The sequence below is a fragment of the Flavobacterium branchiophilum NBRC 15030 = ATCC 35035 genome (genome assembly GCF_002217205.1).
Lineage (GTDB): Bacteria > Bacteroidota > Bacteroidia > Flavobacteriales > Flavobacteriaceae > Flavobacterium > Flavobacterium branchiophilum.
In genome coordinates this window covers 1-25384 of record NZ_MUGT01000007.1, presented here as the reverse complement: position 1 = coordinate 25384, position 25384 = coordinate 1, and the positions used below count along the sequence as shown (strand labels likewise).

The following is a 25384-nucleotide window of genomic DNA, read 5'->3' as shown; positions in this document are numbered from 1 at the left end:
TTTAAAAAAGCCAAAGGTAAGCATTTTGAAATTGCTCTCGCCATAATTTTTCATTATGTTGGCCGTTTTTTACAATAACTTTTTTGGTCAATTTCAGGCAACTGCAACGGTTTACATTCAATAAATAGTTCATTTTATTGACTTCGTTAACCATATCTGGGCTTTCATTATCGCCACATAATAAATAAATTTTGGCTTTAATTTTGGGTGCATGCTCAGTTAATTCATAAATTTGATTTGAAAACCAAAAAGAAGGAGAAAAAACGCCTGCTTTAGAAAAAACTTCAGGGTGTTTTACAACTGCATAATAGGCAAATAATCCGCCCAATGAGCTTCCAAAAATGGCTGTGTTTTTAGAATTTGTTTTGGTTCTGAATTTGCTATCTATTTGAGGTTTAAGATTTTGTATGATGAAATCTAAAAACAAATCGGCAGAGCCTCCTCCATATTTTTCATTTGAAAATGGGGTCAATTCAGATAATCTCAAATCATTTCCGTGTTCGATTCCAACGATAATTACCTTTGCTTTCAGTTGGTCCAGCGATTCATCTATTTGCCACTCGCCAGCAAAAGCCGTTTGGTTGTCAAACAAATTTTGGCCGTCGAGCATGTATATTACAGGATATTTTTGAGATGTAGCTTCATAATTTTGAGGTAAATAAATCCAAATTTTTCGAGGTTTTTGAAATTGTGGTGCAGGTACATCAAACGTAAAAACCTTAGAATCAACATTTTGTACTTGTCCGAAAAAAGAAAAGCTCCAAAAAAATATCCATAGATAACAAATAAAAAAACGTTTCATTATTGACAATTTAATTAAAAATATTATTTTAGCCAAAAATATACAATAAATGAGTACACGGGCACAAAAAATTAGTTTACTTTCAGAATTAATCGCTTTTGCATTGGTAGATGAAGAATTGCATGACAAAGAATATGATTTTTTGTTGATGGTTTCGATAGAATTGGGCATTGAAAAAGACGCTTTTTTAGATTTATTCAGAAAAAGAGATGACATCATCCCGATAAAAGATGAATTTCAGCGCATAGTTCAGTTTTATAGATTGGCATTATTGATGCATTGTGATGGAAAAGTAGATTTTAAGGAAAATCAAGCCATACATGACATAGGATTGCGAATGGGATTGAATCCAAAAAGTATGGATTATATATTAAAAATCATGCAATCAAGTGAAAACCATCTTGTTGAGGCAGAAGAATTAGTTAGTGCCTTTCAAATTCAACACAATTAAAAATACCCAAAACGTGCTTCATAAATAAAACACGTTTTGGGTATTTCTTACAAAAATTTTATATTATAAAAATAGATTTAATGTAAAATAAAATATTGCTGCAAGTATTGCAGAAATTGGAATTGTGAGTACCCATGCCCATAATAAACTTACAGTTACCCCCCATCGAACGGCCGATACCCTTTTGGTAAGCCCTACTCCTATTATAGATCCTGTAATGGTATGTGTTGTACTTACTGGTATTTTTAAATGTTCGGTAAAATATAAAGTCAAAGCACCCGCCGTTTCAGCAGCAACTCCTTCAAATGAAGATACTTTTGTAATTTTTGACCCCATTGTTTTCACAATTTTCCAACCTCCACTTAAAGTTCCAGCTGCAATAACACTATAACAAGCAAGCGGAATCCAATCGGGCATTTTACCTTTTATATCGTCTTTTGGCAAAACTACATCTAACCAATCAGGCAAAGAATCTTGAGCTAATCCAGTGGTATGAATATATACAGCCACTGCTGCCGCTATAATTCCCATTACTTTTTGAGAATCGTTTCCTCCATGTCCTAAACTAAAAGCAGCCGAAGAAAGCAATTGCATTTTTTTGAGATATGCAGTTGATTTACTGTAACTTAAACTACTAAACACCAGACAAAAAGCACTAATTGATAAAATAATAAATGCAACTAGAAACCATTTTATATTTTCAGGTTCCAAAACCACACTCCAAAAATGTGATTCAAAACGAGGATGGCTCTTTTCTGAAATTTTAGCATAAGTATGTAATTTTCCGTTGATAAAATATACCGTTGCAATCATTAAAAAAACGGTAAAAACTTTTGGCATAATGGTTTTTTTAGAAGCATAAAGCAACCATAATGAAATAAAATAAGAAACCAAAGCCCCCACCAAAGGAGCTAATACAATAAATGCAATAATAATGGCTACTCCAGAGGGCATGCCCCCATCTTTACCAGGCTTGTACCAGCTTACAATATCATACCAATGTTTGGTCAAAGTTTCACCTTTTTCTACAACAGTATAAGCATCAAATCCGTGAACAGCAATGGCATGTGCCAAAGCGGCACCAGCAAATCCGCCAATAAGAGTATGAGAAGAACTAGAAGGAATACCCAACCACCAAGTAAGTAAATTCCAGCAAATTGCAGCTATTACACCCGCTAAAATTACAATTAAATTGATTTCCATGGTATGAGCCGTTTTGGCAACCGTATCGGCAACACCAAAACCAAATACCCAAAAGGCTAAAAAATTAAAAAAAGCTGCCCAAAGTACCGCTTGAAAAGGCGTTAAAACTTTGGTAGCCACTACGGTTGCTATAGCATTAGCTGCATCATGAAAACCATTGATGTAGTCAAATATTAAAGCAAGTACGATGATGATTAAAAGTAAAGTAAAATCCATAAAAATATTTTTCTTAAAATAATTATTTATTAAGAATGTTTTACAGCGATAGACTCTAAAACACTTGCAACTCCTTTACATTTATCGGCAGCTGATTCTAAAACAGAAAGTACTTCCTTATATTTTATAATATTTTTGGCATCATTTTCGTTGATAAACAATTCGGCAACAGCTTTGTCATATACATTGTCTGATTTGTTTTCGAGTTTGTTAATTTTTGCGCAAGCATCGGTTATTTTTTGAATATTTTTCAAATTTCTCAATTCTTTTACTGCAGTATTGATATTTTGACATGCCTCTAAATTAATTTCAGTTAATTTACGAATAGACTTAGTTATTTTATCAATATGATATAATTTCATACGACTTGATGCACCATGTAAATTATCTGCTACATTATCTATTGCAGTAATTAAGGCATGTATATCTTCTCTATCAAAAGGAGTTATGAAATTTCGGCTTAATTCTAAATTTGTTTGATGTGTAATATTTTCACCTTTTTGTTCCAATTCGTCAATTTTATTAAACAAACTTTCTCTTTCGGCAGCGGGTAGATTTACAGCTTCATGTAAAATTGTAGCCAATTCTATCAAATTATTACTAGCACTTTCAAAAAGAGGAAAGAACATTTTGTCTTTTGGAGTTAAAAACTGAAAAATACTGTTTAATGACATAATATTAATTTTTTTTTAATTTATTGAGGCAAATGTATTGGACTAATGTTAAGTAAACATTAACAGAGTATTAACAAATTAATATTTAGCATTTCTATTAACCAAAACTTAACATTTTGGTAATATTACATTAAATTTATATTTTTTTTTAAATATTTTCTTGCTTTATCTAAATCTTCTTCGGTATCAATACCTATGCTAACTTGATTTGTAGTAATCATTTTTATTTTTTTACCAAATTCAAGATACCGTAATTGCTCTAATTTTTCTGAAGCTTCTAATGACTTCATAGGCAATTGATAAAAATCTAACAAGGCTTGTTTTCGAAAAGCATAAATACCAATGTGTTGAAAATAGGTAACACCTACATTTTTTTCTCTTGGATAAGGAATTACCGACCTAGAAAAATACAATGCAAAATTGTTTTGATCTACTACCACTTTGACATGATTAGGATTTTGTATCTCCTCTTCGTTATCGATAATTCTCATTAAAGAAGCCAAATCAATTTCGTTTTTCTTATCATTTTTAAAAACTTCAATCAAATCCACAAGTGGCTGTTTGCTTATAAAAGGTTCATCTCCCTGAACATTTAAGACAATATCCACATCCAAATGGGCTACGGCTTCAGCAATTCTGTCTGAACCCGATTCATGTGTTTTATGACTCATAATGGCTTTGCCACCTTGCATTTCAATTTCTTGAAAAATTAATTCAGAATCCGTTACCACAAATACAGCATCAAATAATTGAGTATCGACAGCCGCTTGATAAGTTCGGGCTATAACGGTTTTGCCTTCTAAATCCTGCATTAATTTTGCAGGAAAACGTGTAGAAGCATATCGAGCAGGAATAACAGCTATAATTTTCATTGTAATATATAATAATAGTGAAGAAATCGTTTTAAGTTATGGCAAATTTACTTAAATATAGCATGTAAATATTTTGTTTGTAAATTTATTTTAAAAGTATGCGTTTGGCATGTTACTTTTGATGGTATTTTTTTATATTTGCATTCTAAAAAACAACGAATAATCTTTTTTTTTGTGTTTTTATATGCTACAATAGCAGCTAAAATTAAGTCAAATAATATTAATAATAGGCTAAAAAAACGAGATTTATTCCTAAAAATAATAAATAAAACTACAACTATAATTTATATTAACAAAAAAATGAAAATATCATACAATTGGTTAAAACAATTTATAAAAATAGATTGGAAATCAGAAGAAACAGCAGCCTTATTGACAGATTTAGGATTGGAAGTGGAAACTGTAGATAAATTTCAATCCCTAAAAGGCGGATTGGAGGGAGTTGTTGTAGGACAAATATTAACTTTTGAACAACACCCCAATGCCGACAAACTGAAAGTTACCATTGTAGATATTGGTGCCGAAAATTCTTTGCAAATTGTTTGTGGTGCCTCAAATGTGGCCGTTGGACAAAAAGTTTTGGTAGCTACTATTGGCACTGTTTTATACGATAAAGAAGGTAAGGAATTTACTATAAAAAAAGGTAAAATTCGCAATATGGAAAGTCATGGAATGATTTGTGCCGAAGACGAATTGGGTCTTGGCGATAGTCATGACGGCATAATGATATTAGAAGACAAATGGCCAGTTGGGACACCTGCTGCCAAGGTATTTCAGATAGAAAATGACGAAGTGTTTGAAATTGGACTTACTCCCAATAGAGCCGATGCCATGAGCCATTTGGGAACAGCACGTGATTTGAGGGCAGGTATGCTTCAAAGTGGTGTACATGTCGAACTCATTACACCATCAATAAGTAATTTTAGAGTAGATAAAAAAATATTAAAAATAGATGCCGATGTGTTAAACACCAAGTTAGCACCTAGGTATTGTGGCGTAACACTTTCTGGATTAACCATCAAACCATCGCCAGAATGGCTTCAAAATCGATTAAAAGCAATAGGAATCAACCCTAAAAATAATGTTGTGGATGTTACCAATTATGTTTTACATGAATTAGGGCAACCCTTACACGCATTTGATGCCAATAAAATTTCTGGAAAAATATTGGTAAAAACGGTTGATTCAGGTTCAAAATTTACAACATTAGACGAAGTAGAAAGAACGTTACATGAAGAAGATTTGATGATTTGTGATGAAAAAGGGCCTTTGTGTATTGCGGGTGTTTTTGGAGGAATAAAATCAGGAGTAACAGAAAATACCACTTCCATTTTTTTAGAAAGTGCTTATTTTAATCCTGTTAGCATCAGAAAAACCGCTAAAAGACACGGCTTAAATACCGATGCGTCATTTAGATTTGAAAGAGGTATAGATCCAAATATTACTGTTTATGCCTTAAAAAGAGCTGCATTATTAATAAAAGAAGTTGCTGGTGGTGAAATAACTTCTGATATTATTGATAATTATCCAAAAAAAATAGAAGATTTTACTGTTTTTTTAAACTTTGAAAGAACCAATAAATTAATAGGTCAATCATTGCCAAAAGAAAATATCAAAAAAATATTAGCATCACTGGATATAAAAATTAATAGTGAAACTGAAATTGGTCTTGGACTTGTTATTCCATCTTATCGTGTAGATGTTCAAAGAGAAGTTGATGTTATTGAAGAAATTTTAAGAGTTTACGGATATAACAATATTCAATTCTCGAAAAAACTTCATGCAACAACATTTAATGCTGCAAGAACAGAAGATTATAAAGTTCAAAATATTATTGCAAGTCAATTAAATGCCAATGGTTTTCATGAAATGATGGCCAATTCATTGACAACATCCAATTATATACAACTTTCAGAAAATTTAAATGAAGCACATAATGTTTCGATATTGAATCCATTAAGTAACGATTTGGCCACAATGAGACAATCTTTACTTTTTTCGGGTTTGGAGGCCGTTTCATTTAATATCAACAGAAAAAATACAGATTTAAAATTATTTGAATTTGGTAAAAGTTATCATCAATTTGAAAAAGGTTATCAAGAGAACAAACATTTGACCTTGTTTGTTTCTGGTAATAGAAACAGTCAAAACTGGACAAATCAATCTATGAAATCAGATTTTTTTATGTTCAAATCAATAATCAATAGTATTTTTAGCCGATTAGGTATTCAAAAATTACAAAACAAAACACTTACTTCTGATGTCTTTAGCGAAGGAATGTCTTATACTTTAGGAAATGAGGTTTTGGTGGAATTTGGTACAATAAAAAAACCTATTGTAAAACATTTTGATATCAAACAAGAAGTATTGTTTGCAGATTTTAATTGGAATGCTATTTTAAAAGTGATTTCTAATAAAATTAAATTTATTGAAATTCCAAAATATCCAGAAGTAAGAAGGGATTTATCTTTACTCTTAGACGAGCAAGTGGCTTTTGAACATATTTATAAAATTGCCCGTTTGTCCGAGAAAATACTTTTAAAAGAAATTGATTTATTTGATGTATATCAAGGAAAGAATTTACCAGAAGGAAAAAAATCTTATGCTGTAAGTTTTATTTTACAAGATAATTCTAAAACCCTTACCGATCAACAAATTGATAAAGTAATGGACAAGATACAATTTAATATAATTAATGAATTAGGTGCAGTACTTAGATAATTTTATTAAAAAAGCCACTTTAAAAGTGGCTTTTTTATTTAATCTAAACTTAAAATAGTTTGTCCGTCTTCATCAAGGTCTGATTCAGTTTTTGAATCGTCTTCAAAAAGTGGTAATCCTTCTGGTATTACAATTTCTTCTGGTTCATCATAAGGCAAAGGGTCCAATAAATTGACTTGTTTTAATTTATCTGCAGTGAGTTGATTTCCTAAAGCTTTAAAACCTTTTATGGCAATAAATGCTTCCATATTAATGATTTGGTTTTCTTTTTGAATGCCTTTTACTTTGGCAAAAACCAATTCAGCTACGGGTTTATACGCTGTAGCAACAACTTCCAATTTCGATTTTTCGTGTTCCGTAATAAAGGTTTCTTCTTTATTTTCAAAATCAACTAAAAATCTTTTAATAAAATATTTTTCCTTTTCTCCGTCAAAATAAATGGCAGAAATGGGTTTTTTCGGATGCCATTTTTCCAAAACTATCATGTCGTCATCAAAATGAGTGGTCAACTCTGGAGTAATTACTTTCAATTTTCCCGACTGGTTGATGATTAATATTTTGTCATTGGGCTTAAATTCGCCCAACAATTCTCCTCGTGCTTCTGTATTCAATCTACGCACCGTTTCATCAAACCAAACTTTTCTTGGCAATAAAGTAGAAATTCCTTTTTCTTTTAACTCGATTTTTTTAATTGGATATTTGGTAATGGTATTTCCACGAGAAGCCCTTCCTTTTATAGCAATTTCAGAGAAATCAACATCCCATTTCAATTTTTTTACACTACCCACTTGCCTTAAAAGAATAGTAACTACTTCAGCTTCCCCATTTGGATTTGCAGAAAAATAGGAAACCATCGAACCTGGTTTTTCCTGAGTTAAATCATAAAATTTATCTCTTGTAATTCCAGAAACATTAAATCGCTTGATGAATGTGGAACCGTTTTTGCCATCGCGATACATCATATTATAAATGGTTCGCTTGTCGTTTTTATCAAAAACTGCAATATGTATAATGTCTTTTCCTACGAATTTTTTCTCATCTACTTTAGAAATCATCATTTTTCCATCTCTCAAAAAGACAATTACATCATCTATATCCGAGCAATCAGCCACATATTCGTCTTTTTTCAGTCCAGTTCCAAAGAAACCTTCCTCTTTATTGACATACAATTTGGTATTCCTAAGCACCACTTTTGTTGCTTCGATGGTATCAAAACTTCGCAATTCTGTCTGACGTTCTCTGCCTTTTCCGTATTTGTCTTTTAATTTTTGGAAAAAATCGATGGTATAATCAATAATATGATCCAAATGATGCTTCACTTGTTCCATATCGGCTTCCAATTTTGCAATGGCTTCATCCGCTTTATCCGAATCAAAACGGGTGATTCGAATCATTGGAATTTGGGTTAATTTTTGCAAATCATCATCATTAATTTCCCGAACAAATGATTTTTTGAAAGGTTCAAAACGGTCATACATGTATTTATATAATGATTCTCGATCAGAATACAATTTAAAATCGATGTACATTTCTTCTCTGATGAAAATCTTTTCTAGGGTAGAAAAATGCCATTTGTTTTCGAGTTCATCTAGCTGAATTTCGAGTTCTCTTTTCAACAAATTAACAGTTCTGTCTGTCGAAATTCGCAACATATCCGTAACACCGATAAACAATGGTTTGTGGTTTTCAATGACACAACCCAAAGGCGCCACAGAGGTTTCACAAGCCGTGAATGCATACAAAGCATCAATGGTTTTATCAGGAGAAACACCAGGTGGGAGGTGAATTAATATTTCAACCTCAGCAGCCGTGTTGTCTTCAATTTTTTTGATTTTAATTTTGCCTTTTTCATTGGCTTTCAGGATGCTATCTATCAAAGTTCCCGTATTGGTCGAAAAAGGAATTTGTGTAATGACCAACGTTTGCTTATCCAATTGACCAATTTTTGCCCGTACACGAACTCTTCCACCACGCAAACCGTCATTATAATTGGATACATCGGCAATTCCAGCGGTTGGAAAATCAGGATATAATGTAAACGGTTTTCCTTTCAACACTTTGATAGAACAATCAATCAATTCATTGAAATTGTGGGGTAAAATTTTGGTGGACAATCCAACTGCAATTCCCTCTGCACCTTGAGCCAAAAGAAGTGGAAATTTCACAGGCAAGTTAATTGGCTCCGCACGACGACCGTCATAAGACACGCCCCATTCCGTAATTTTTGGAGAATAAAGCACATCGTGTCCAAATTTAGAAATCCGAGCTTCAATATATCGAGAAGCAGCGGCACTATCCCCTGTGAGAATATTTCCCCAGTTTCCTTGCATATCGATGATCAAATCTTTTTGTCCAATTTGCACCATAGCATCACCAATACTCGCATCTCCGTGAGGATGATACTGCATGGTGTGCCCAACGATGTTTGCTACTTTATTATAGCGCCCATCATCTAACTCCTTCATTGAGTGCATAATACGTCTTTGAACAGGTTTAAAACCATCTTCAATTGCGGGAACAGCCCGTTCTAAAATCACATACGATGCATAGTCCAAAAACCAATCTTTGTACATTCCCGTTACTTTGGTAATGGTGTCTTCGGGGTTTTCGTTATTGTCGTAAAAATGGTGACCACCTGAGGAAACTATGTCCTCAAAGCCTTTGTTAGTGTTGTCATTTACTTCCATAGAATCGTTGTTTTCGTCTTCGTTTGGAATGATGTTGTCTTGTTCGTCTTTCATTTATTTTTCTAAACCAAATTAATTTTCCAATTCTAAGTCTAAACTTTTAATAAATTGGTTTTCTTTTTCTTCAATGAGTTTTTCTCTTAATTTTAGTGTTTTTTTTATTAATAATTATTCCAATCTTCTTTAGTATCTTCATCAGAAATAATATCATCATTAAAATAATCTACACCTAAAAACTTTACAAACTTCATTTCTTCTTCAATAATTTTTTCTTTTCTTTCTTTCAAAAACTCATCTGGATTATCATTAAAGTTTCCTAAAAAGTATTTTTCATCGGGGAATGAAATATTTTTTGGATCAAATTTTTCGTAAAATACATTTGTATTTTCTGATGAGTTTTCAAACACTAAAATTTCATCTTTGTTTTTAAAAGTATAAACATCAAAAATTTTTGCAGTTCTAAAATCTGTTTCATTTCCATTTTCTAAAGGTTTGAATTCACGAGAATAATTAAGCATAAATAAAGCTAATGCTTTTCCTCTTACACTTCCCATAGAGATTTTTTTAGGGAATTTTTCAATTGCAAATTTTTTGTTCTCATCAATAAAAATAGGAGTTTCATTACTAAAAACAAATCTTTGAAACGTTTGGAATGCTGTTCTTTGTTTACTTAAATTATAAATAGTGAAATAATTAGAATAGGTTGTTACCCAAAACCAATTTTTTAAAACTTTCAATTGTTCTGTAGTAGGATTTTCTGTTTTATTAAAAAAGTAAGTTATAAAAATAAATTGGTTGCTATAAGGCAATAATTTAACATCTATAACCATTAATTCTTTAAACAAAAACTCTACGGTTTTAATTATAGATTTAAATGTAAATTTTGCTACTTCAATAAAGTCTTCTTTTTGTACCAAATTTTCAATTTTCTTGGTACTGTTTTTTGAAATTACATCAAAATAAACATCTTCAAATGAATTGATGATACAATTTAAGACTACTTCTCTTTTTAGTTTATCAAAGTTAAAAGGCTTTAGTTTGTTTTCTAACAAATTCGTAATCTCATCACCTAATCTAAAATTGGGGTCTTTTTTTATTAAGCTTGCTGAAATCAGCCAATCTGTAGTTATTTCTGAACCCTGCGAGTTTAATTTTTGAAAGACTTCTATTGCTTCTGCTATTGTTCCACCGTATAATTTAACATTGGGAATCTTGTATTTTGAAAATCTATCTCCAATTTCTTGATACCTTTGTAACAAAGTTTCAACATCGTCTGAAATATCATTATTAAAAAGACTTGTTTGGAAAGCATAAAAATTTTTACTATCTACTAATTTATAAACAGGTATTTGATAAGTTGATAATTTACTTAAATCTTTGCTTCTAACAACTTCAAAATCATTATCTAATAAATTGAAAACGAAGTTAAACTCCTTGTGCCAAATGGAATTGTTTCTTTTAATACCTTTTTGTTCTGCAAAATTTGGATTTAATAAACAACCAATTAAGGTAGAAAGCCTTTGAAAACCATCTAAAATATACAAAGAATCATAATTTTTTGGAGGAACTTCATAGCCACCAAGTGTCAAATCTTTATCTATATTTTGGAAAATATCTATTGTTTCTTGATTAGGTTTCCAAATTAGAACAGAACCAATAGGATAACCTTTAGCAATACTTCTTAATAACTCCAATTTTTGTTCCGTATTCCAAACAAAATCTCTTTGAAAAACAGGAACTTGTAATTTTCCATTCAAAAAATCAGAAATATAATCAGCAATAAATCCATCATCAGGTTTTATTTTTATTTTTTCTTCTAAATCCATCATAAGAGTTGATTTATTTTGTTTACAATTCTTTCTAATTCATCATTTCCTGCTCTTGAAGATAAGTTTTCTTTTGTTATAAGCTCTTTTTGAAACCATTTTGGCATTTCAATTTTGAAACTACCTTCTTTTGGTGATTTTAAACTTCCATTTTCTTTAAAACCATAGAATTTAAAACCATTATCTAATTTTTGAAAGTTTCCACCAAGATTAGCCCATAAATTGTTAAGTTCTGTTGGAATAGGATGATTATTTCCTAATAATTTTCCATCAGGAATGTTAATAAAATCTAATTTTTTGTTTTCGTTTAGATTGAGATAGGCATCTAACCAATCATTTAAATCTACATCGGTTTTTACACTATTTTGTCTTGCAATTTCTTGAAAAACTACTTTAGGAAGGTAATTTTCTATCATTCTTTTTTCAAGGATATGTATTTTATCATTTTGGTTTTTCAACTTATCATTTGCATCTAAAACATTCGATGAATCAATTTCCAACTGATTGAGTTTGTTTAGTAAACTTTTATGTGTAGTTTTTATTGGCTGATTTTCAAATTCTTTATCACTATCTATGAAAATAATTCCTCTAAAATAATGAGAAACACTACGTTTATTGGTTTTTGCTAATTCTTTAAATCGATGTAAAAAACCTTCCATAAAATTAGGAATATTAGTGCATCCGCCTGCGTTTTCAAACACCAACCAGCCATTATCTATATGCTCTTGTGCTTTATTGTAACCGTTAACTTTCCCAAAATGTTTAATTATAGCTAAAATGAACGAAGCATCATTTTTGTTATTTTCTAAAACAATAGAAACAGGTTGATTGAAAAAAGCAATGGCTTCTTCAATGGTATAATTTTGGTTTCCAATTTGTGAAGTAACCTTAAAAGGACTATCGGCACCATTTATTACATAAACATTATATTCTGCTTCTAAAAATTCCTCAAGGCTTGGCTCTATCGTTTTTAATAATTGAAAATTAGAAGTGTTTTTTACTTTCTCAATGTCAATTATAATATTATATCGAGGTTTAATACTTGATGTTGGTTTGTATGAAATAATTTGATATAAAAAATTTAACCCTTTAAAATCTGAATTTTCAAAAGTATTTTTTGTAATATTAATCCACATTTCTTACATCATTTATATTTGCACTCATAATGGCTCTTGTTTCTATTATAGTTTCTCCAAAAACTCCATCAGGCCACCAGTCCACACTTCCATCTAAACTTACATTTATTGGTTTTAAAACACTCACATATTCCTCTTCTTTAAAATCTACATAATAAATAGCTAAATCTTCTGGTTTTAATTTTCCCTCTGCTACCAATCGTCTCAATCTTAAAACAAAATTTTGAGAATGCGTTTCTATTAAATATTGTTTGTTATTGTCCTCTAAATAAGAATCTACAAAGCGTTCCGCTAAATTACCGTGAGCTGCTGGATGAAGATGAGTTTCAGGTTCTTCTATAATAATTGTATTTGGAAATCCTTCGGTTAAGAAACTTCTAGTTATTAAAGGTAAAACCTGATGAATTCCTTGTCCTGTTTGTTTAATGTTTATATAATCTATTTTATTATTGGAAATAACAATAGAATAATTTACTTCGGTTGATTCTTTATTTTCAATCACATCAAAATTCCAGCCTTCAAAATTTTCGTTATACCACTTGTCAATTTTTCTAATTAATGTTTTGTCATTATTTTTTAAATCATTAATCAAAATATCATACGCATAGTTTCCATTCAATCCGATTATTTCGTTTTCAATTCCTTTAAAATTATAATTATATTGAGGCTCAATTCTAATTCCTCCAATGTAATCAATACTATATTTAAAGGTTGCTAAAACAGCTTTCAATTTATTTAAATTAGGATCATTTTCTAAGATAATTTCTTCTTCATTGAATTTAAAATTCAACATGCCCTCTTTACCTAATGCAGTATATAATTTAGAACTTTCTTTTTCAAGCTCAAATTCCAAAAAACCAATATTATTTCTGTTATATACTAAGTCAATGAAGTCTGTACCTAATTCAATAAAATCTGGAAAACTTTTTTTTAATTTAATTGTTGTATTTACTTTTTTATTTTCAATAATAGAATTAATGATAAAAGGCAACTTCAAAACCGCTGTTTTCCCACTATTATTCTTCCCAATCAAAATAGTAATTGGTTTGATTTCTAGCGTTTGCCAGTTTTTGAAAAGTTTGAAGTTTTTAAATCTTATTTTGGATACCATTTCTTTCGTGTTTTATGGAACAAATTTAGTTATTTTTTTTCTTAATTTAGTTTGTAAATTTTAATTTTAAATTTCTTTTGGCAATTCATAAACATAATCCAAATAGGCTGAATTTTCCTTTATGGCTTTAAGATAATTATTAATTTCTTGGCTATATTCTATTTTCATGTCTTCGTGCATTTTGGTATTGATTATTCGAATCACTTTTTTTAATAACAACGTAAACTTGTAATCAAATGCAGTAAAACAAGTGCCAAATCCTGCATCAAAATCTGATGAAGCTTTTTCTAAAACCAATAAAATCAGCGCAACTATCAACTCATAATTTTTGCTTAATTTTTCAAAATTCGCTAACTCTTTATTGCAGGCAGTTATAAAATGTGCCGCTTTCTCTTCATCTGCATATCCTTTGTATCTCTTGTAAATTAGTTTGTTTATTTTTTGCTTGTATTCCTCAAAAATATCATTTTCATTGAGGTCATTTTTAAAATAGTTCAATTGAATATAATCCAAAAACAGTTTATCTTTTGAAATACTTTTCAAAACTATTTTTACCAATTCATCTTTTGACAAACTGGCAATTTTCTCCTTTACGTCTTTTGTTACTGCCATTTTTAAAACACTTTATTTACTTTTTTCTTCCCACAAAACGGACAAAATTCAAATTGTTTTTCTACTTGTTTTTTGCATTTTTTGCACAATTGAAACGTCTCTATTTGTGGCACAATATCTTGATAATTAACTTTAAATGTGTCTGGAATTTCTTTTAAAAATCGAGAAGTATTTCCTTTTTCTGTTATCAAATACAATTGGTCTTTGGCTCGGGTTATTGCCACATAAAACAAACGGCGTTCTTCTTCCATCAAACTGTCATGATTGGCGGTTTTGATGACTTGAAATATTCGGTCTTCGAGCCAAATATCCGGAAAACCACCATATCCATCGGTCAGTCCTACGATAAAAACCGCTTTCGCTTCCAGTCCTTTTGAAGCATGAATGGTTTTGCCCTGCACTTTGATGTTTTCATTTCTGAACGCAAAAAAATAGGGTTGGTACATCTTGCTTCGGCGATATAAGAATAAAATATCGTCATTTTTGTATCCTTTTTCAAGCAATTCTCTGACTTTCTCTACACAAAATTCAACATTCTCTTCTTTGTTGTTTCCGGCAAATTCAACTATCTTAAATTCCGACATTTTGGAGGCAAATATTTCTTTCTCTATTTTGAATTTATTGTGCTTAATTACCTCATTACTAGCTCCTACAATGCTTTGTGTACTTCTGTAATTTAAGTTAAGTTTTATAATTTTACTGCGTTTGAAGGTTTTTTCAAAATTCAAAATACAATCGACATTCGACCCTCGGAAACCATAAATGCTTTGCCAATCATCGCCCACACAAAAAAGCTGGGTAGCGGGAGTAATCAATTGTTGAATCAATGCTACTTGCAGGTTGTTGACATCTTGGAATTCATCCACCAAAACATATTGGTATTGCTTTTGAAATTTCTGCAAAATGTCTTTATGCTTTTTAAACAAAGATACGGTTCTGATAATCATATCATTGAAATCCAAATACGATTTATCAATACAATATTGCTGATAATCAATTACTAACGGCATTACTAATTGATAAAAATTCCGAATGCGTTCGTGTTGGTCTTTTTGTGATTTTTCGTAAATCTTGTCCCAATTGGCATCTTCCACTTTCAGCATATCACCAATTCGGATGGCTTGAAAAATAAAATCTTTTACCTCTTCTTGATAACGGCTAAATTCTTCTTGATAGGACAAAATTCGAGAGCTTGAATAATTTTCGGATAGCCTACCTTTGATTATTTTGTCTAAAGAATGATTGAAAAGGGCGGTGTCTTCAGTCATTTTTTCATACGTTTTTACGCATAAAATATTACCTTTTTCAAATTGTTCTGCTTTATTTTTCGACGGATAGCTTTTATTGCTAATGTGTTCCAAATAAATATTAGCATCTTCAATATAAAAATCGGGTTTGAAACCAAAATCTTTGATGTTGATATTGGGTTCATATTGATAACCTATGTTGTGCCGAAAAAGCCAATCGGCAATGTATTGCTCTGATTTTGAACGTACTTTTTCGCCTCTCAGCGTGGAATAAATTTTACCTTCGTTGTATAAATTGGAAACTTGTTTTTTGTCGATTTGAATTTTATCGACAATATAATCCAAGATGTATTTTTTGAGTTGTAATAAATAATCGTTGTTTTTTTCGCAATTTCTAATGATAATTTTATGAAAAACTTCAAAAACGGTTTCATTGGCAACCAAAGTAAACATCGGGTCGGTTTCTGTTTTTTTATCTTCAGAAATGATTTTGAACTTATTGTCAAACTCTTTTACGCCATAATTTTGCATGATTTTGTAACACAAACTATGAAACGTTCTGATGGTCAGGTTTTCAATCCATTTGAATTTTTTGATATAAACAAAGCGTTGTTTGTTTTTTTCCTCTAAAGAAATCCTTTTATCAAAAATAATGCTTTCATAAATACCCGTTTTATCCGATTCAATTATCAAACGATCAATCATTTCATTGGCCGCATTTTTGGTAAAAGTAATAGCCAAAATTTCAGAGGGCTGCACTTTTTTTATTTCGACCAAATATTTTATTTTTTGCAACAAGGTTTTGGTTTTGCCCGAGCCTGCCCCCGCCAAAACTAAAATGCGTTTTTGTTCTGCTTTGACCGCTTCTATTTGTTGATCATTTAATGTTGCAAAAAGCATGGTTCTTTATTTTTTATTATTTTTTTATCCTTTTTCTAGGTGTTTCACCAAGTTTCTCAAAGTAATGTACTAAGTTTCACAATTTTTATTAATCGTCGTGAAACTTTGTGCTATTTGTTTCACTAAGTTTTTTTTATCTTTGTGAAACTTTGTGCTCCAAAAAACTACTTCTCCACCACATCCAATTCCACCTTCAAATTATTGATGATGAACATTTGGCGGTCGGGTGTGTTTTTACCCATATAAAATTCCAATAAGGTTTCAATTGAAGTGGCTTTGTCTAACATCACAGGATCTAATCGAATATCGGCTCCAATAAAATGCTTGAACTCGTCAGGCGAAATCTCTCCTAATCCCTTGAATCGGGTGATTTCGGGTTTGGGTTTTAGCTTCTCTATAGCATTTACTCGTTCTTCATCGCTGTAACAATAAATCGTTTCTTTCTTGTTTCGCACCCGAAAAAGTGGGGTTTGCAATATATACAAATGCCCATCTTTGATCAATTCAGGAAAAAATTGAAGAAAAAACGTAATCAACAACAACCGAATGTGCATTCCATCCACATCGGCATCGGTGGCAATCACGATATTGTTATAACGCAAATCTTCCATCGACTCTTCGATATTCAATGCAGCTTGTAGCAAGTTAAATTCTTCGTTTTCATACACAATTTTCTTGGTCATTCCATACGAATTCAATGGCTTTCCACGCAAACTAAAAACGGCTTGGGTGTTCACATCTCTTGACTTGGTAATCGAACCCGAAGCCGAATCTCCCTCGGTGATAAACAAAGTACTTTCCAAATATCGAGGGTTTTTTATATCGGGCAAATGCACTCTGCAATCACGCAATTTTTTGTTGTGCAAACTCGCTTTTTTAGCACGGTCTTTTGCCAATTTACGTATGCCTGATAGTTCTTTTCGCTCTCTTTCTGCTTGCAATATTTTTCGCAATAATGCATCGGCTACTTCTGGATTTTTATGTAAAAAATTATCCAGCTTGTTCTTGATAAAGTCATTTACAAACGAACGTACCGATGGCCCATTCGGACCAATTTCTGTAGAACCCAATTTAGTTTTGGTCTGACTCTCAAAAACGGGCTCTTCTACCTTGATGGAAACCGCAGAAACAATAGATTTTCTAATATCCGAAGCCTCAAAAGGTTTGTTATAAAACTCCTTGATGGTCTTTACAATTGCCTCTCGAAAAGCACCCAAATGGGTACCTCCTTGTGTCGTATTTTGTCCATTTACAAACGAATGGTATTCTTCAGAATATTGCGTTTTACTGTGGGTTAACGCCACTTCTATGTCTTCACCTTTGAGATGAATGGTAGAATAAATCATGTCATCTGCATGAATGGCTTCTTCCAATAAATCTTTCAATCCATTATCCGAAAAATATTTTTCACCGTTGTAATAGATGGTCAAACCCGTGTTCAAATAACAATAATTCTTGAGCATTCTAATGATATACTCATTTCGATATTTGTAGTTTTTGAAAATGGTTTCATCAGCAATAAAGGATACTTTCGTTCCTTTTCGCTTGGTCGATTCTTGTAAATCTTCTTCTAATGTGAGATTTCCAGCCGAAAATTCAGCCGCTTTTTGTTGGTTATCCCGCACCGATTCTACTCGAAAATAATTCGAAAGGGCATTCACCGCTTTGGTACCCACACCATTCAAACCTACCGATTTCTTGAAGGCTTTGGAGTCATATTTCCCACCTGTATTCATTTTGGATACCACATCCACAACTTTTCCAAGCGGAATTCCTCGGCCATAATCGCGCACCGAAACCAGTTTGTCTTTGATGTTTACCTCAATCGTTTTGCCAGCACCCATCACAAATTCGTCGATGCAGTTGTCGAGAACTTCCTTGAGTAATATATAGATACCATCATCTGGCGATGAGCCGTCACCTAGTTTCCCAATGTACATTCCGGGACGCATGCGGATGTGTTCTTTCCAGTCGAGCGAGCGAATATTGTCTTCGTCGTATTGTGTTTCTTGTGCCATTTTTTGTATTTCCGAATTTGTGCTAAAGTAGTCAATTTTGAAAAAAACAAAAAATAAAATCGCAATAAGTTATCAAGAAAATGGGAAATGGAAATTTACAGGAATAATTGTTTTATAAATGGAAATTTTTATAGTAAATGATCATAAAATTTTGTTCCAATACAAGTTGAAACTAGCTAAATGGAATCCCATTTCGTTCTAATAATTAATCACTAAATTGGCATAAATCCTTTTAAATGACTCCTATACATTAGCTATTTTAGTTTTTTAAATATAAAAAAAAATGAAAAAATCAGATTAAATAAAAATATTTTATTTTTATAAATAATATTCTATTTATTTCATAAATATAAAATACTAATAGGACTTACTTATAATTATTTTATATAAATACATATTTATAAATAAAAAATCAATAAGATTTCTAGCGTACGATTGGTACTCTTCTTTATAAAAAAATCAAATTATATATCAAACCTTTAAATTACATTAATCTAAAATATTATGTATTTTTTGAAGTAAATCATTAATATCAAATGGTTTAGTTATATAATCATTCATTCCAATTTGATAACATTTTTCCAAAGCTTTTTCTTCAACATTAGCCGTTAGTGCTATTATAGGAGTGTGTTTTTTGAAATTATCTGTATGTCTTCTAATGATTTTGGTAGCTTCTATTCCGCCCATTAGGGGCATCATCAAATCCATAAGTATCAAATCATAATAATTTTTTTCAACTTGATCTATTGCTTCTACCCCATTATTTGCTACATGAACTTCTGCTTTTTTGATGGCTTTTTCTAACTGTCTGGTAATAACCATAACATTTATTTTATTGTCATCTACAATTAGTATTTTTAATTTTTTATGTATTAATTTATCAGAAAAATCAATTTTTGAAATATTTAATTTAGGCTCATTAGAAATTTTTAAAGGTAATTTTATAGTAAAAGTGGATCCATTAGACAACATACTTTCTACTTTTATTTTGCCTTTCATCAATTCTATTAATCCTTTTGAGATTGACAATCCTAAACCAACGCTATCCTCTGATGTACGGTTTACATTAGTAAATGTTTCAAAAATACTACCTAAATACATATCATGTATTCCAATGCCAGTATCCATAATTTTTATTTCTAAATCAAAAATATCAGCAAAATCTTTAGAATAAGTACCTCCATAATGTAATGAAACACTTCCTTTATCTGTGTATTTGATGGCATTATTTAAAATGTTCAAAATTACTTGATTTAATCTGTTTTTATCAGCATAAAATCTTTTGGGTACGATACCATTTTTTTTGATTTCATAAACTAAATTTTTTTCAAATGCCAACTTTGAATTCATATTAAAAATAAAATTAATATTCTCTTCAAAATCGAAATCAGAATATATTAAAGTGAATTTACCTTCGTTTAATTTTGAAAAATCTAAAAAATTATTTACTAACGACAACAAATGATTGCTTGAATTGTTCATGATTTCAAACAAGTCTAATTCACTTCTTGCAATTTTTTCTTCTTTAATTAGCAAATCTGAAATGCCTTTTATGGCATTTAAAGGAGTTCTAATTTCATGACTTATGGTGGCAAAAAACGATTCTTTAATCTGTTCTAACTCTTTTTGTCTGTTTCTTGAAAGGATAAGTTCTTTGTTATTCAGTTCAAACTCATTAATTACCTGTCCTATTCTATTTGTAACCATAAAGGCTAATGTAAACAAATAAAACATTACAATAAAATATACCATACTTTTCCAAATATAGTATGTTTTTTCATAATTTACAGTATCTGAAATATCAAAACCATAATAATTAAACTTTTCTTTTAAAAAATAATTAATACAAAATAATAAGGTTAAAGCTCCTGCTAATTTAAAAAACCGCAAAAATATAATTGCTGAAGAATTGGTAATAAAAAAATATACCAAAAAATCAAATTTTTTTCCATAACACAAATCAACATAACAATATAATGTATTTGATACAATCGTTATAAAAATTAATTTATGTTGTGAACTGATTTTATTAAATAAATTTAAGAAAAAAAACAATAAAAAACTGACAAAAAAGGCAATATAGGCATTTTTTAAATCTAATAAATAATAAAAACATGAAATGGAGAAATAAAAAAACAATATAATTTTTACATTAGTTTTGGTAAAATCTCCATTTTTATCAATATAGTAAAAATAAACATTACTTTCTTTGAATACATTAGAAAATATTTCTTTGATTTTTTTTACCATATCTTATCATTTTAGATTTTTAAAAACATATTTTCCATCAATAATAAAATGTACCTACACATTAAAACGGAAGTGCATTACATCTCCATCTTTTACAATATATTCTTTGCCTTCAACTTTAAATTTTCCAGCTTCTTTACATTTGGCCTCAGAACCATAATGAACAAAATCTTCGTACGAAATCACTTCGGCACGAATAAATCCTTTTTCAAAATCCGAATGGATAACACCTGCAGCTTGTGGGGCTGTGGCACCAATATTAATGGTCCAGGCCCGAACTTCTTTCACACCTGCTGTAAAATAAGTTTGTTGTTTGAGTAATTTATATGCTGCTCTTATCAAAACTGATGATCCTGGTTCTGAAAGTCCCATGTCTTCCAAAAAAACTTGTCGCTCTTCATAACTTTCAAGTTCTGTAATATCGGCTTCTGCCCCAACCGATAGGATAATAACCTCGGCATCTTCATCTTTTACTAGCTCTTTTACTTCATCTACATATCGATTGCCCGAAACAGCCGAATTTTCATCAACATTACAAACATACAGCACTGGTTTATTGGTAATTAATTGAAATCCTTCCATCAAAACTTCTTCATCGGCATTTTGAGGCACTACGGTTCTTGCCGATTTGGCTTGCAAAAGGGCTTCTCTTATTCTATTAAGCAATGCCTCTTCGGCTTGGGCCTCTTTATTACCTGTTTTAGCAGCACGTTTTACTTTCTCCAATCGTTTTTCGATGGTTTCCAAATCCTTCAATTGCAATTCTATATCAATAGTTTCTTTGTCTCTAATAGGATTCACGTTGCCATCCACGTGAACAATATTGTCATTATCAAAACAACGCAAAACATGAATAATAGCATTACATTCTCTAATATTACCTAAAAATTGATTGCCTAAGCCTTCGCCTTTGCTAGCTCCTTTTACCAATCCTGCAATATCTACAATATCCACGGTGGCCATTTGAACACGCTCTGGTTTTACAAGAGCTTCCAATTTTTCTATTCGGGGGTCTGGCACATTTACTACTCCAATGTTGGGTTCTATCGTACAAAATGGAAAATTGGCACTTTGTGCCTTTGCGTTTGACAAACAATTAAATAAGGTTGATTTCCCTACATTTGGTAATCCTACAATTCCTGCTTTCATTTTTTCAATTTTTCTATTTAAAAAAATAGTTGTTAGTGATTTATAATTTTATTGTGCAAATATATACTAATAAATTTGGATTTTAAAACATCGTTTTATTTTAGCATTTTTTGAAAAATTCTTAATTAAACTATTATACGTTTCAATTTTAATTCACAAAATGTATAAAAATTGGTTTAATAATCATTTTGTCGAACAAATTTACAAATTTTTAAATAAAAGTTAAGTTATTGTTAAAAAAATAATTAATATTGCATCCGAATTAAATCGATTAATTAATTAATACATTTTTTTATGAAAAAAATTATTTTATTTTTATTACTACTGAATTTCTCTTTTGCTATAGCACAAAAAGAAGTAAGTGGTAAGGTTACTGACAAATCTGGAGCCGCACTTCCAGGGGTAAATGTTACCGAAAAAGGAGCAACAAATGGCGTTTCTACCGACTTGGATGGGAACTACAAAATTAAGGTAAAAGATGGTGCTACACTAGTATTTAGCTATGTAGGCTATGCAAAAGTTGAAAGAAAATCAACAAACGGAGTTATCAATGTAACCCTTTCAGAAGAAGGCGGACAATCATTGGACGAAATTGTAGTAGTAGGTACAAGAACGGCACCACGAAGCAACACTACATCGGCTTTGCCAGTAGATGTATTGTCTGCAAAAGACTTGAACTCTACCGGTCAGGCCACTTTTGATAAAGCGTTGCAATACAAAATTCCATCGTTCAACACGGTTCAAACTCCAGTAAATGATGCAACATCATTATTGGATCCTTATGAAATTCGTAACATGGGACCTAGTAGAACCTTGGTTTTGATAAATGGTAAACGTAAAAACATGAGCTCATTGGTATATGTTCAAACGTCTCCAGGACGTGGTGAAACAGGAGCTGATATTTCGGCTATTCCAACAGACGCTATCGAGAGAGTTGAAATTTTAAGAGATGGGGCATCTGCACAATACGGTTCTGATGCTATTGCTGGTGTAATGAACATCATCTTGAAAAAAAGTACCACAGGTGGATCTACCACTTTTCGTTCTGGTATTACTGGAAAAGGAGATGGTAAAATGTTAGGTTTTAGTATCAACAACGGAACAACTGTTGGCGAAAAAGGGTTTATCAACTACACCATCGATTTCTCAAAAGTAACTTTAGCAAACAGACCCGGTACTGTAAATGCAGATGGTGAAATTGCTGATTTTGGTGCATCGCCTTCAGAAGTGAATGCCTTTTTGGCTAAATATCCAGACGCTGGAAATATCAATGGATCACCAGAAACTGCAGCGGCCAAATTTGAAATGAACGGAGGAAGTGATTTAACTGATCATTCAAAAATATATTACAATGCTGCTTATGTTTACAAAAAAGTAAACTCTTTTGCTAATTACAGAACACCTTATTGGAGAGATTTAGCTTCTATGCCTTATTTAGCTAATTTGTTTGCAGGTGGATCTGCTGCTTCATACAAAGGATATGTTCCAACTTTTGAAGGAGATTTGAACGACTACAATGCTACATTAGGTTACAAATCTACCATGAATGGTTGGAATACTGATGCAAGTGTTACTATTGGTGGAAATCAACAAATTTATACTGTATCCAATTCACAAAACCGTTCAACTATTTTAGATGCAAATGGTCAAAATATATACAGAGAAAATTCTCCTATTACATTTAAACCGGGAGGAACTAGTTTTAACCATATCGTAGGAAATATTGATGTTTCAAAAGTCTTATCTGATAAAGTTAGTATCGGTTTTGGATCTGAATTTAGATCTGAAAATTTTGAAGTATTAGTAGGAGATAAAGCATCTTACGAAGGTCTTGGAGCGGATTCTTTTGCTGGAAATAGACCAGAAAATTCTGGAAAATGGAATCGTTATAATTTAGGTGCATACTTTGATGTTGCTTATGATGTTAATAAAGATTTCTTAATTAATGGTACTTTACGTTTTGAAAATTATAGTGATTTTGGAACTAATGCCGTTTGGAAATTGAGTTCAAGATACAAATTGATGGATGACAAATTGACTTTCAGAGGATCTATTTCTACTGGATTTAGAGCACCAACTTTACATCAAATTTATACTCAAAAAGCTCAATATTCATTTGTAGCAGGACAAGGTATTCAAGTTAGTGGAATTATTAATAATGTATCACCACAAGCCCGTCAATTAGGGATTCCACAATTAGATGCTGAAAAATCAACAAATATTACTTTTGGAGTGGGTGCAAAACCTACTAAAAACTTTAATTTTACATTAGATTATTATAATATTGTCGTAAAAGACAGAATTGTTCTTGGGGATAAAGTTGATACTCAATTTGGAAGTGTTGCTTGGTTCTCAAACTCGTTTGACTCTAGAACTTCTGGCCTAGATTTAGTGTTTAATTATAGTAATATTATGATTGGAGAAGGTAAATTATCTTTCACTTTATCTGGAAATAAAACTTTCGAAAACAAAAGAATTTCTCCTGTAATAAATAATTCATTTGGAGCTACATTAAATGCTTTAACATTTACTTCAAGACCTGAATCTAAATATATTTTAGGTGCAAATTATAAAATTGGAAAATTTGATTTTTCATTAAATAACACTTATTTTGGTAAAGCTACTTTTAAACAAGATGGTATGAGTAGCGATTTGAGAACTGAGTTTATTCCAAAAACGGTTACAGATTTAGGAATCAATTATAATGCTTCAAAAAGTATTACTATAGCATTAAATGTTAACAATATTTTCAATGTATTGCCAAAATGGGAATTTAAAGCAGAAAATGCTGCTGGTCAAGCAATTATGAATAATCCAGCTCAAATAAGAAACCAATATAACCTTATCACATTCAACGGTCGTTACTCTCAAATGACTTATGATGGATACCACTTTAGTCAATTAGGAACTATGTTTAATTTATCATTAAACTATAAGTTCTAATTATATTATTTTTTAAAATAAAAAGAGTCGCTAATATAGCGGCTCTTTTTTTTTGAGGATGTATTAAGATTATTTTTTTAAACATAAAACAGTCATTCTTTCTACGCTCGGAGTGCCTACCCTTTTCGTAGCTCCGCCTACCTTTTTCGTAGGCCCGCCTACCCTTTTCGTAGGTCTGCCTACCTTTTTAGTAGGCCCGCCTACCTTTTTAGTAGGCCCGCCTACCCTTTTCGTAGGCCCGCCTACCCTTTTCGTAGGCTCGCCTACCTTTTTAGTAGGTCAGCCTACCCTTATCGTAGGTCAGCCTACCTTTTTAGTAGGTCGATTGTAAATTGTGTTTATATATTATTGTAGAATCAAAGGATCCTCATTTAATCCTTTGATTGGAATCCGCTAAAAACGAATGAATAATAATTTAAAAATCATTCTTACAATCGATACTTGAATGTCTTGAGTTACCTAGAGGCTTTAGTCGAAATAAATAGCAGCTCTTTTTTGGGCTAAAGCCTTTTGGAATGATTATACAATATCTTTGGTTCAAGCCAAAGGTTATACCAAATATATTT

General features: G+C 31.2%; 16 protein-coding genes. 3 read left to right on the top strand and 13 right to left on the bottom strand.

Annotation, left to right across the window (positions count from 1 at the left end):
* Nucleotide 1: 1 nt before the first annotated feature.
* Nucleotides 2-802, bottom strand: a complete 801-nt coding sequence (locus B0A58_RS01155; protein ID WP_089079522.1) for an alpha/beta hydrolase — start codon at nucleotides 800-802, stop codon at nucleotides 2-4.
* 49 nt (nucleotides 803-851) lie between these two features.
* Here B0A58_RS01155 and B0A58_RS01150 point away from each other — a divergent pair, with 49 nt between their 5' ends.
* A complete protein-coding gene (locus tag B0A58_RS01150) occupies nucleotides 852-1253 on the top strand; it encodes an excinuclease ABC subunit B (RefSeq protein WP_014083903.1) in 402 nt (133 codons plus the stop codon).
* 63 nt (nucleotides 1254-1316) lie between these two features.
* Here the strand turns inward: B0A58_RS01150 and B0A58_RS01145 are convergent, their stop codons facing one another.
* The 3 genes from B0A58_RS01145 to kdsB form a co-directional block, all read right to left on the bottom strand.
* Complete coding sequence (locus B0A58_RS01145; RefSeq protein WP_014083902.1) at nucleotides 1317-2672, bottom strand: inorganic phosphate transporter; 1356 nt, start codon at nucleotides 2670-2672, stop codon at nucleotides 1317-1319.
* 29 nt (nucleotides 2673-2701) lie between these two features.
* Nucleotides 2702-3346, bottom strand: a complete 645-nt coding sequence (locus B0A58_RS01140; RefSeq protein ID WP_014083901.1) for a DUF47 domain-containing protein — start codon at nucleotides 3344-3346, stop codon at nucleotides 2702-2704.
* 125 nt (nucleotides 3347-3471) lie between these two features.
* On the bottom strand, nucleotides 3472-4218 hold the full coding sequence (gene kdsB, locus B0A58_RS01135) for a 3-deoxy-manno-octulosonate cytidylyltransferase (RefSeq protein WP_089079521.1): 747 nt from the start codon (nucleotides 4216-4218) through the stop codon (nucleotides 3472-3474).
* Nucleotides 4219-4479: 261 nt separating this feature from the next.
* On the opposite strand from kdsB, the gene pheT reads away from it, so the two are divergent.
* Nucleotides 4480-6939, top strand: coding sequence for a phenylalanine--tRNA ligase subunit beta (pheT, locus tag B0A58_RS01130; RefSeq protein ID WP_338082472.1), 2460 nt, complete (start codon nucleotides 4480-4482; stop codon nucleotides 6937-6939).
* A 38-nt stretch (nucleotides 6940-6977) separates the two neighbouring features.
* Here the strand turns inward: pheT and B0A58_RS01125 are convergent, their stop codons facing one another.
* The 9 genes from B0A58_RS01125 to ychF form a co-directional block, all read right to left on the bottom strand.
* Nucleotides 6978-9680: a DNA gyrase/topoisomerase IV subunit A gene (locus B0A58_RS01125; RefSeq protein ID WP_089079520.1), complete on the bottom strand. Its 2703-nt coding sequence runs from the start codon at nucleotides 9678-9680 to the stop codon at nucleotides 6978-6980.
* Between the two features lie 107 nt (nucleotides 9681-9787).
* A complete protein-coding gene (locus B0A58_RS01120; protein WP_089079519.1) occupies nucleotides 9788-11455 on the bottom strand; it encodes a DUF262 domain-containing protein in 1668 nt (555 codons plus the stop codon).
* Nucleotides 11452-12588, bottom strand: coding sequence for a hypothetical protein (locus B0A58_RS01115; protein WP_089079518.1), 1137 nt, complete (start codon nucleotides 12586-12588; stop codon nucleotides 11452-11454). The genes B0A58_RS01120 and B0A58_RS01115 overlap by 4 nt, the downstream gene beginning before the upstream one ends.
* Nucleotides 12578-13699, bottom strand: coding sequence for an AAA family ATPase (locus B0A58_RS01110; protein WP_089079517.1), 1122 nt, complete (start codon nucleotides 13697-13699; stop codon nucleotides 12578-12580). The genes B0A58_RS01115 and B0A58_RS01110 overlap by 11 nt, the downstream gene beginning before the upstream one ends.
* A 66-nt stretch (nucleotides 13700-13765) precedes the next feature.
* Entirely contained in the window at nucleotides 13766-14311 is a 546-nt protein-coding gene (locus tag B0A58_RS01105; RefSeq protein ID WP_089079516.1) for a hypothetical protein, read from the bottom strand.
* Between the two features lie 2 nt (nucleotides 14312-14313).
* Nucleotides 14314-16458 (bottom strand): UvrD-helicase domain-containing protein, encoded by a 2145-nt coding sequence (locus B0A58_RS01100; RefSeq protein WP_089079515.1) that lies wholly within the window; start codon nucleotides 16456-16458, stop codon nucleotides 14314-14316.
* A gap of 164 nt (nucleotides 16459-16622) precedes the next feature.
* A complete protein-coding gene (locus B0A58_RS01095; protein WP_089079514.1) occupies nucleotides 16623-18476 on the bottom strand; it encodes a DNA topoisomerase IV subunit B in 1854 nt (617 codons plus the stop codon).
* A 489-nt stretch (nucleotides 18477-18965) separates the two neighbouring features.
* Nucleotides 18966-20408: a response regulator gene (locus B0A58_RS01090; RefSeq protein ID WP_165766268.1), complete on the bottom strand. Its 1443-nt coding sequence runs from the start codon at nucleotides 20406-20408 to the stop codon at nucleotides 18966-18968.
* Between the two features lie 372 nt (nucleotides 20409-20780).
* Nucleotides 20781-21875 (bottom strand): redox-regulated ATPase YchF, encoded by a 1095-nt coding sequence (gene ychF / locus B0A58_RS01085; protein ID WP_014083893.1) that lies wholly within the window; start codon nucleotides 21873-21875, stop codon nucleotides 20781-20783.
* Between the two features lie 294 nt (nucleotides 21876-22169).
* On the opposite strand from ychF, the gene B0A58_RS01080 reads away from it, so the two are divergent.
* On the top strand, nucleotides 22170-24818 hold the full coding sequence (locus B0A58_RS01080) for a TonB-dependent receptor (RefSeq protein ID WP_089079512.1): 2649 nt from the start codon (nucleotides 22170-22172) through the stop codon (nucleotides 24816-24818).
* Nucleotides 24819-25384: the final 566 nt, after the last annotated feature.

Coding starts and splice junctions, on each gene's coding strand:
- B0A58_RS01080 (WP_089079512.1), top strand. CDS start 22,170: ATGAAAAAAATTATTTTATTTTTATTACTACTGAATTTCTCTTTTGCT.
- ychF (WP_014083893.1), bottom strand. CDS start 21,875: ATGAAAGCAGGAATTGTAGGATTACCAAATGTAGGGAAATCAACCTTA.
- B0A58_RS01150 (WP_014083903.1), top strand. CDS start 852: ATGAGTACACGGGCACAAAAAATTAGTTTACTTTCAGAATTAATCGCT.
- B0A58_RS01105 (WP_089079516.1), bottom strand. CDS start 14,311: ATGGCAGTAACAAAAGACGTAAAGGAGAAAATTGCCAGTTTGTCAAAA.
- B0A58_RS01145 (WP_014083902.1), bottom strand. CDS start 2,672: ATGGATTTTACTTTACTTTTAATCATCATCGTACTTGCTTTAATATTT.
- B0A58_RS01120 (WP_089079519.1), bottom strand. CDS start 11,455: ATGATGGATTTAGAAGAAAAAATAAAAATAAAACCTGATGATGGATTT.
- B0A58_RS01125 (WP_089079520.1), bottom strand. CDS start 9,680: ATGAAAGACGAACAAGACAACATCATTCCAAACGAAGACGAAAACAAC.
- B0A58_RS01115 (WP_089079518.1), bottom strand. CDS start 12,588: ATGTGGATTAATATTACAAAAAATACTTTTGAAAATTCAGATTTTAAA.
- B0A58_RS01095 (WP_089079514.1), bottom strand. CDS start 18,476: ATGGCACAAGAAACACAATACGACGAAGACAATATTCGCTCGCTCGAC.
- B0A58_RS01155 (WP_089079522.1), bottom strand. CDS start 802: ATGAAACGTTTTTTTATTTGTTATCTATGGATATTTTTTTGGAGCTTT.
- B0A58_RS01100 (WP_089079515.1), bottom strand. CDS start 16,458: ATGCTTTTTGCAACATTAAATGATCAACAAATAGAAGCGGTCAAAGCA.
- kdsB (WP_089079521.1), bottom strand. CDS start 4,218: ATGAAAATTATAGCTGTTATTCCTGCTCGATATGCTTCTACACGTTTT.
- B0A58_RS01140 (WP_014083901.1), bottom strand. CDS start 3,346: ATGTCATTAAACAGTATTTTTCAGTTTTTAACTCCAAAAGACAAAATG.
- B0A58_RS01110 (WP_089079517.1), bottom strand. CDS start 13,699: ATGGTATCCAAAATAAGATTTAAAAACTTCAAACTTTTCAAAAACTGG.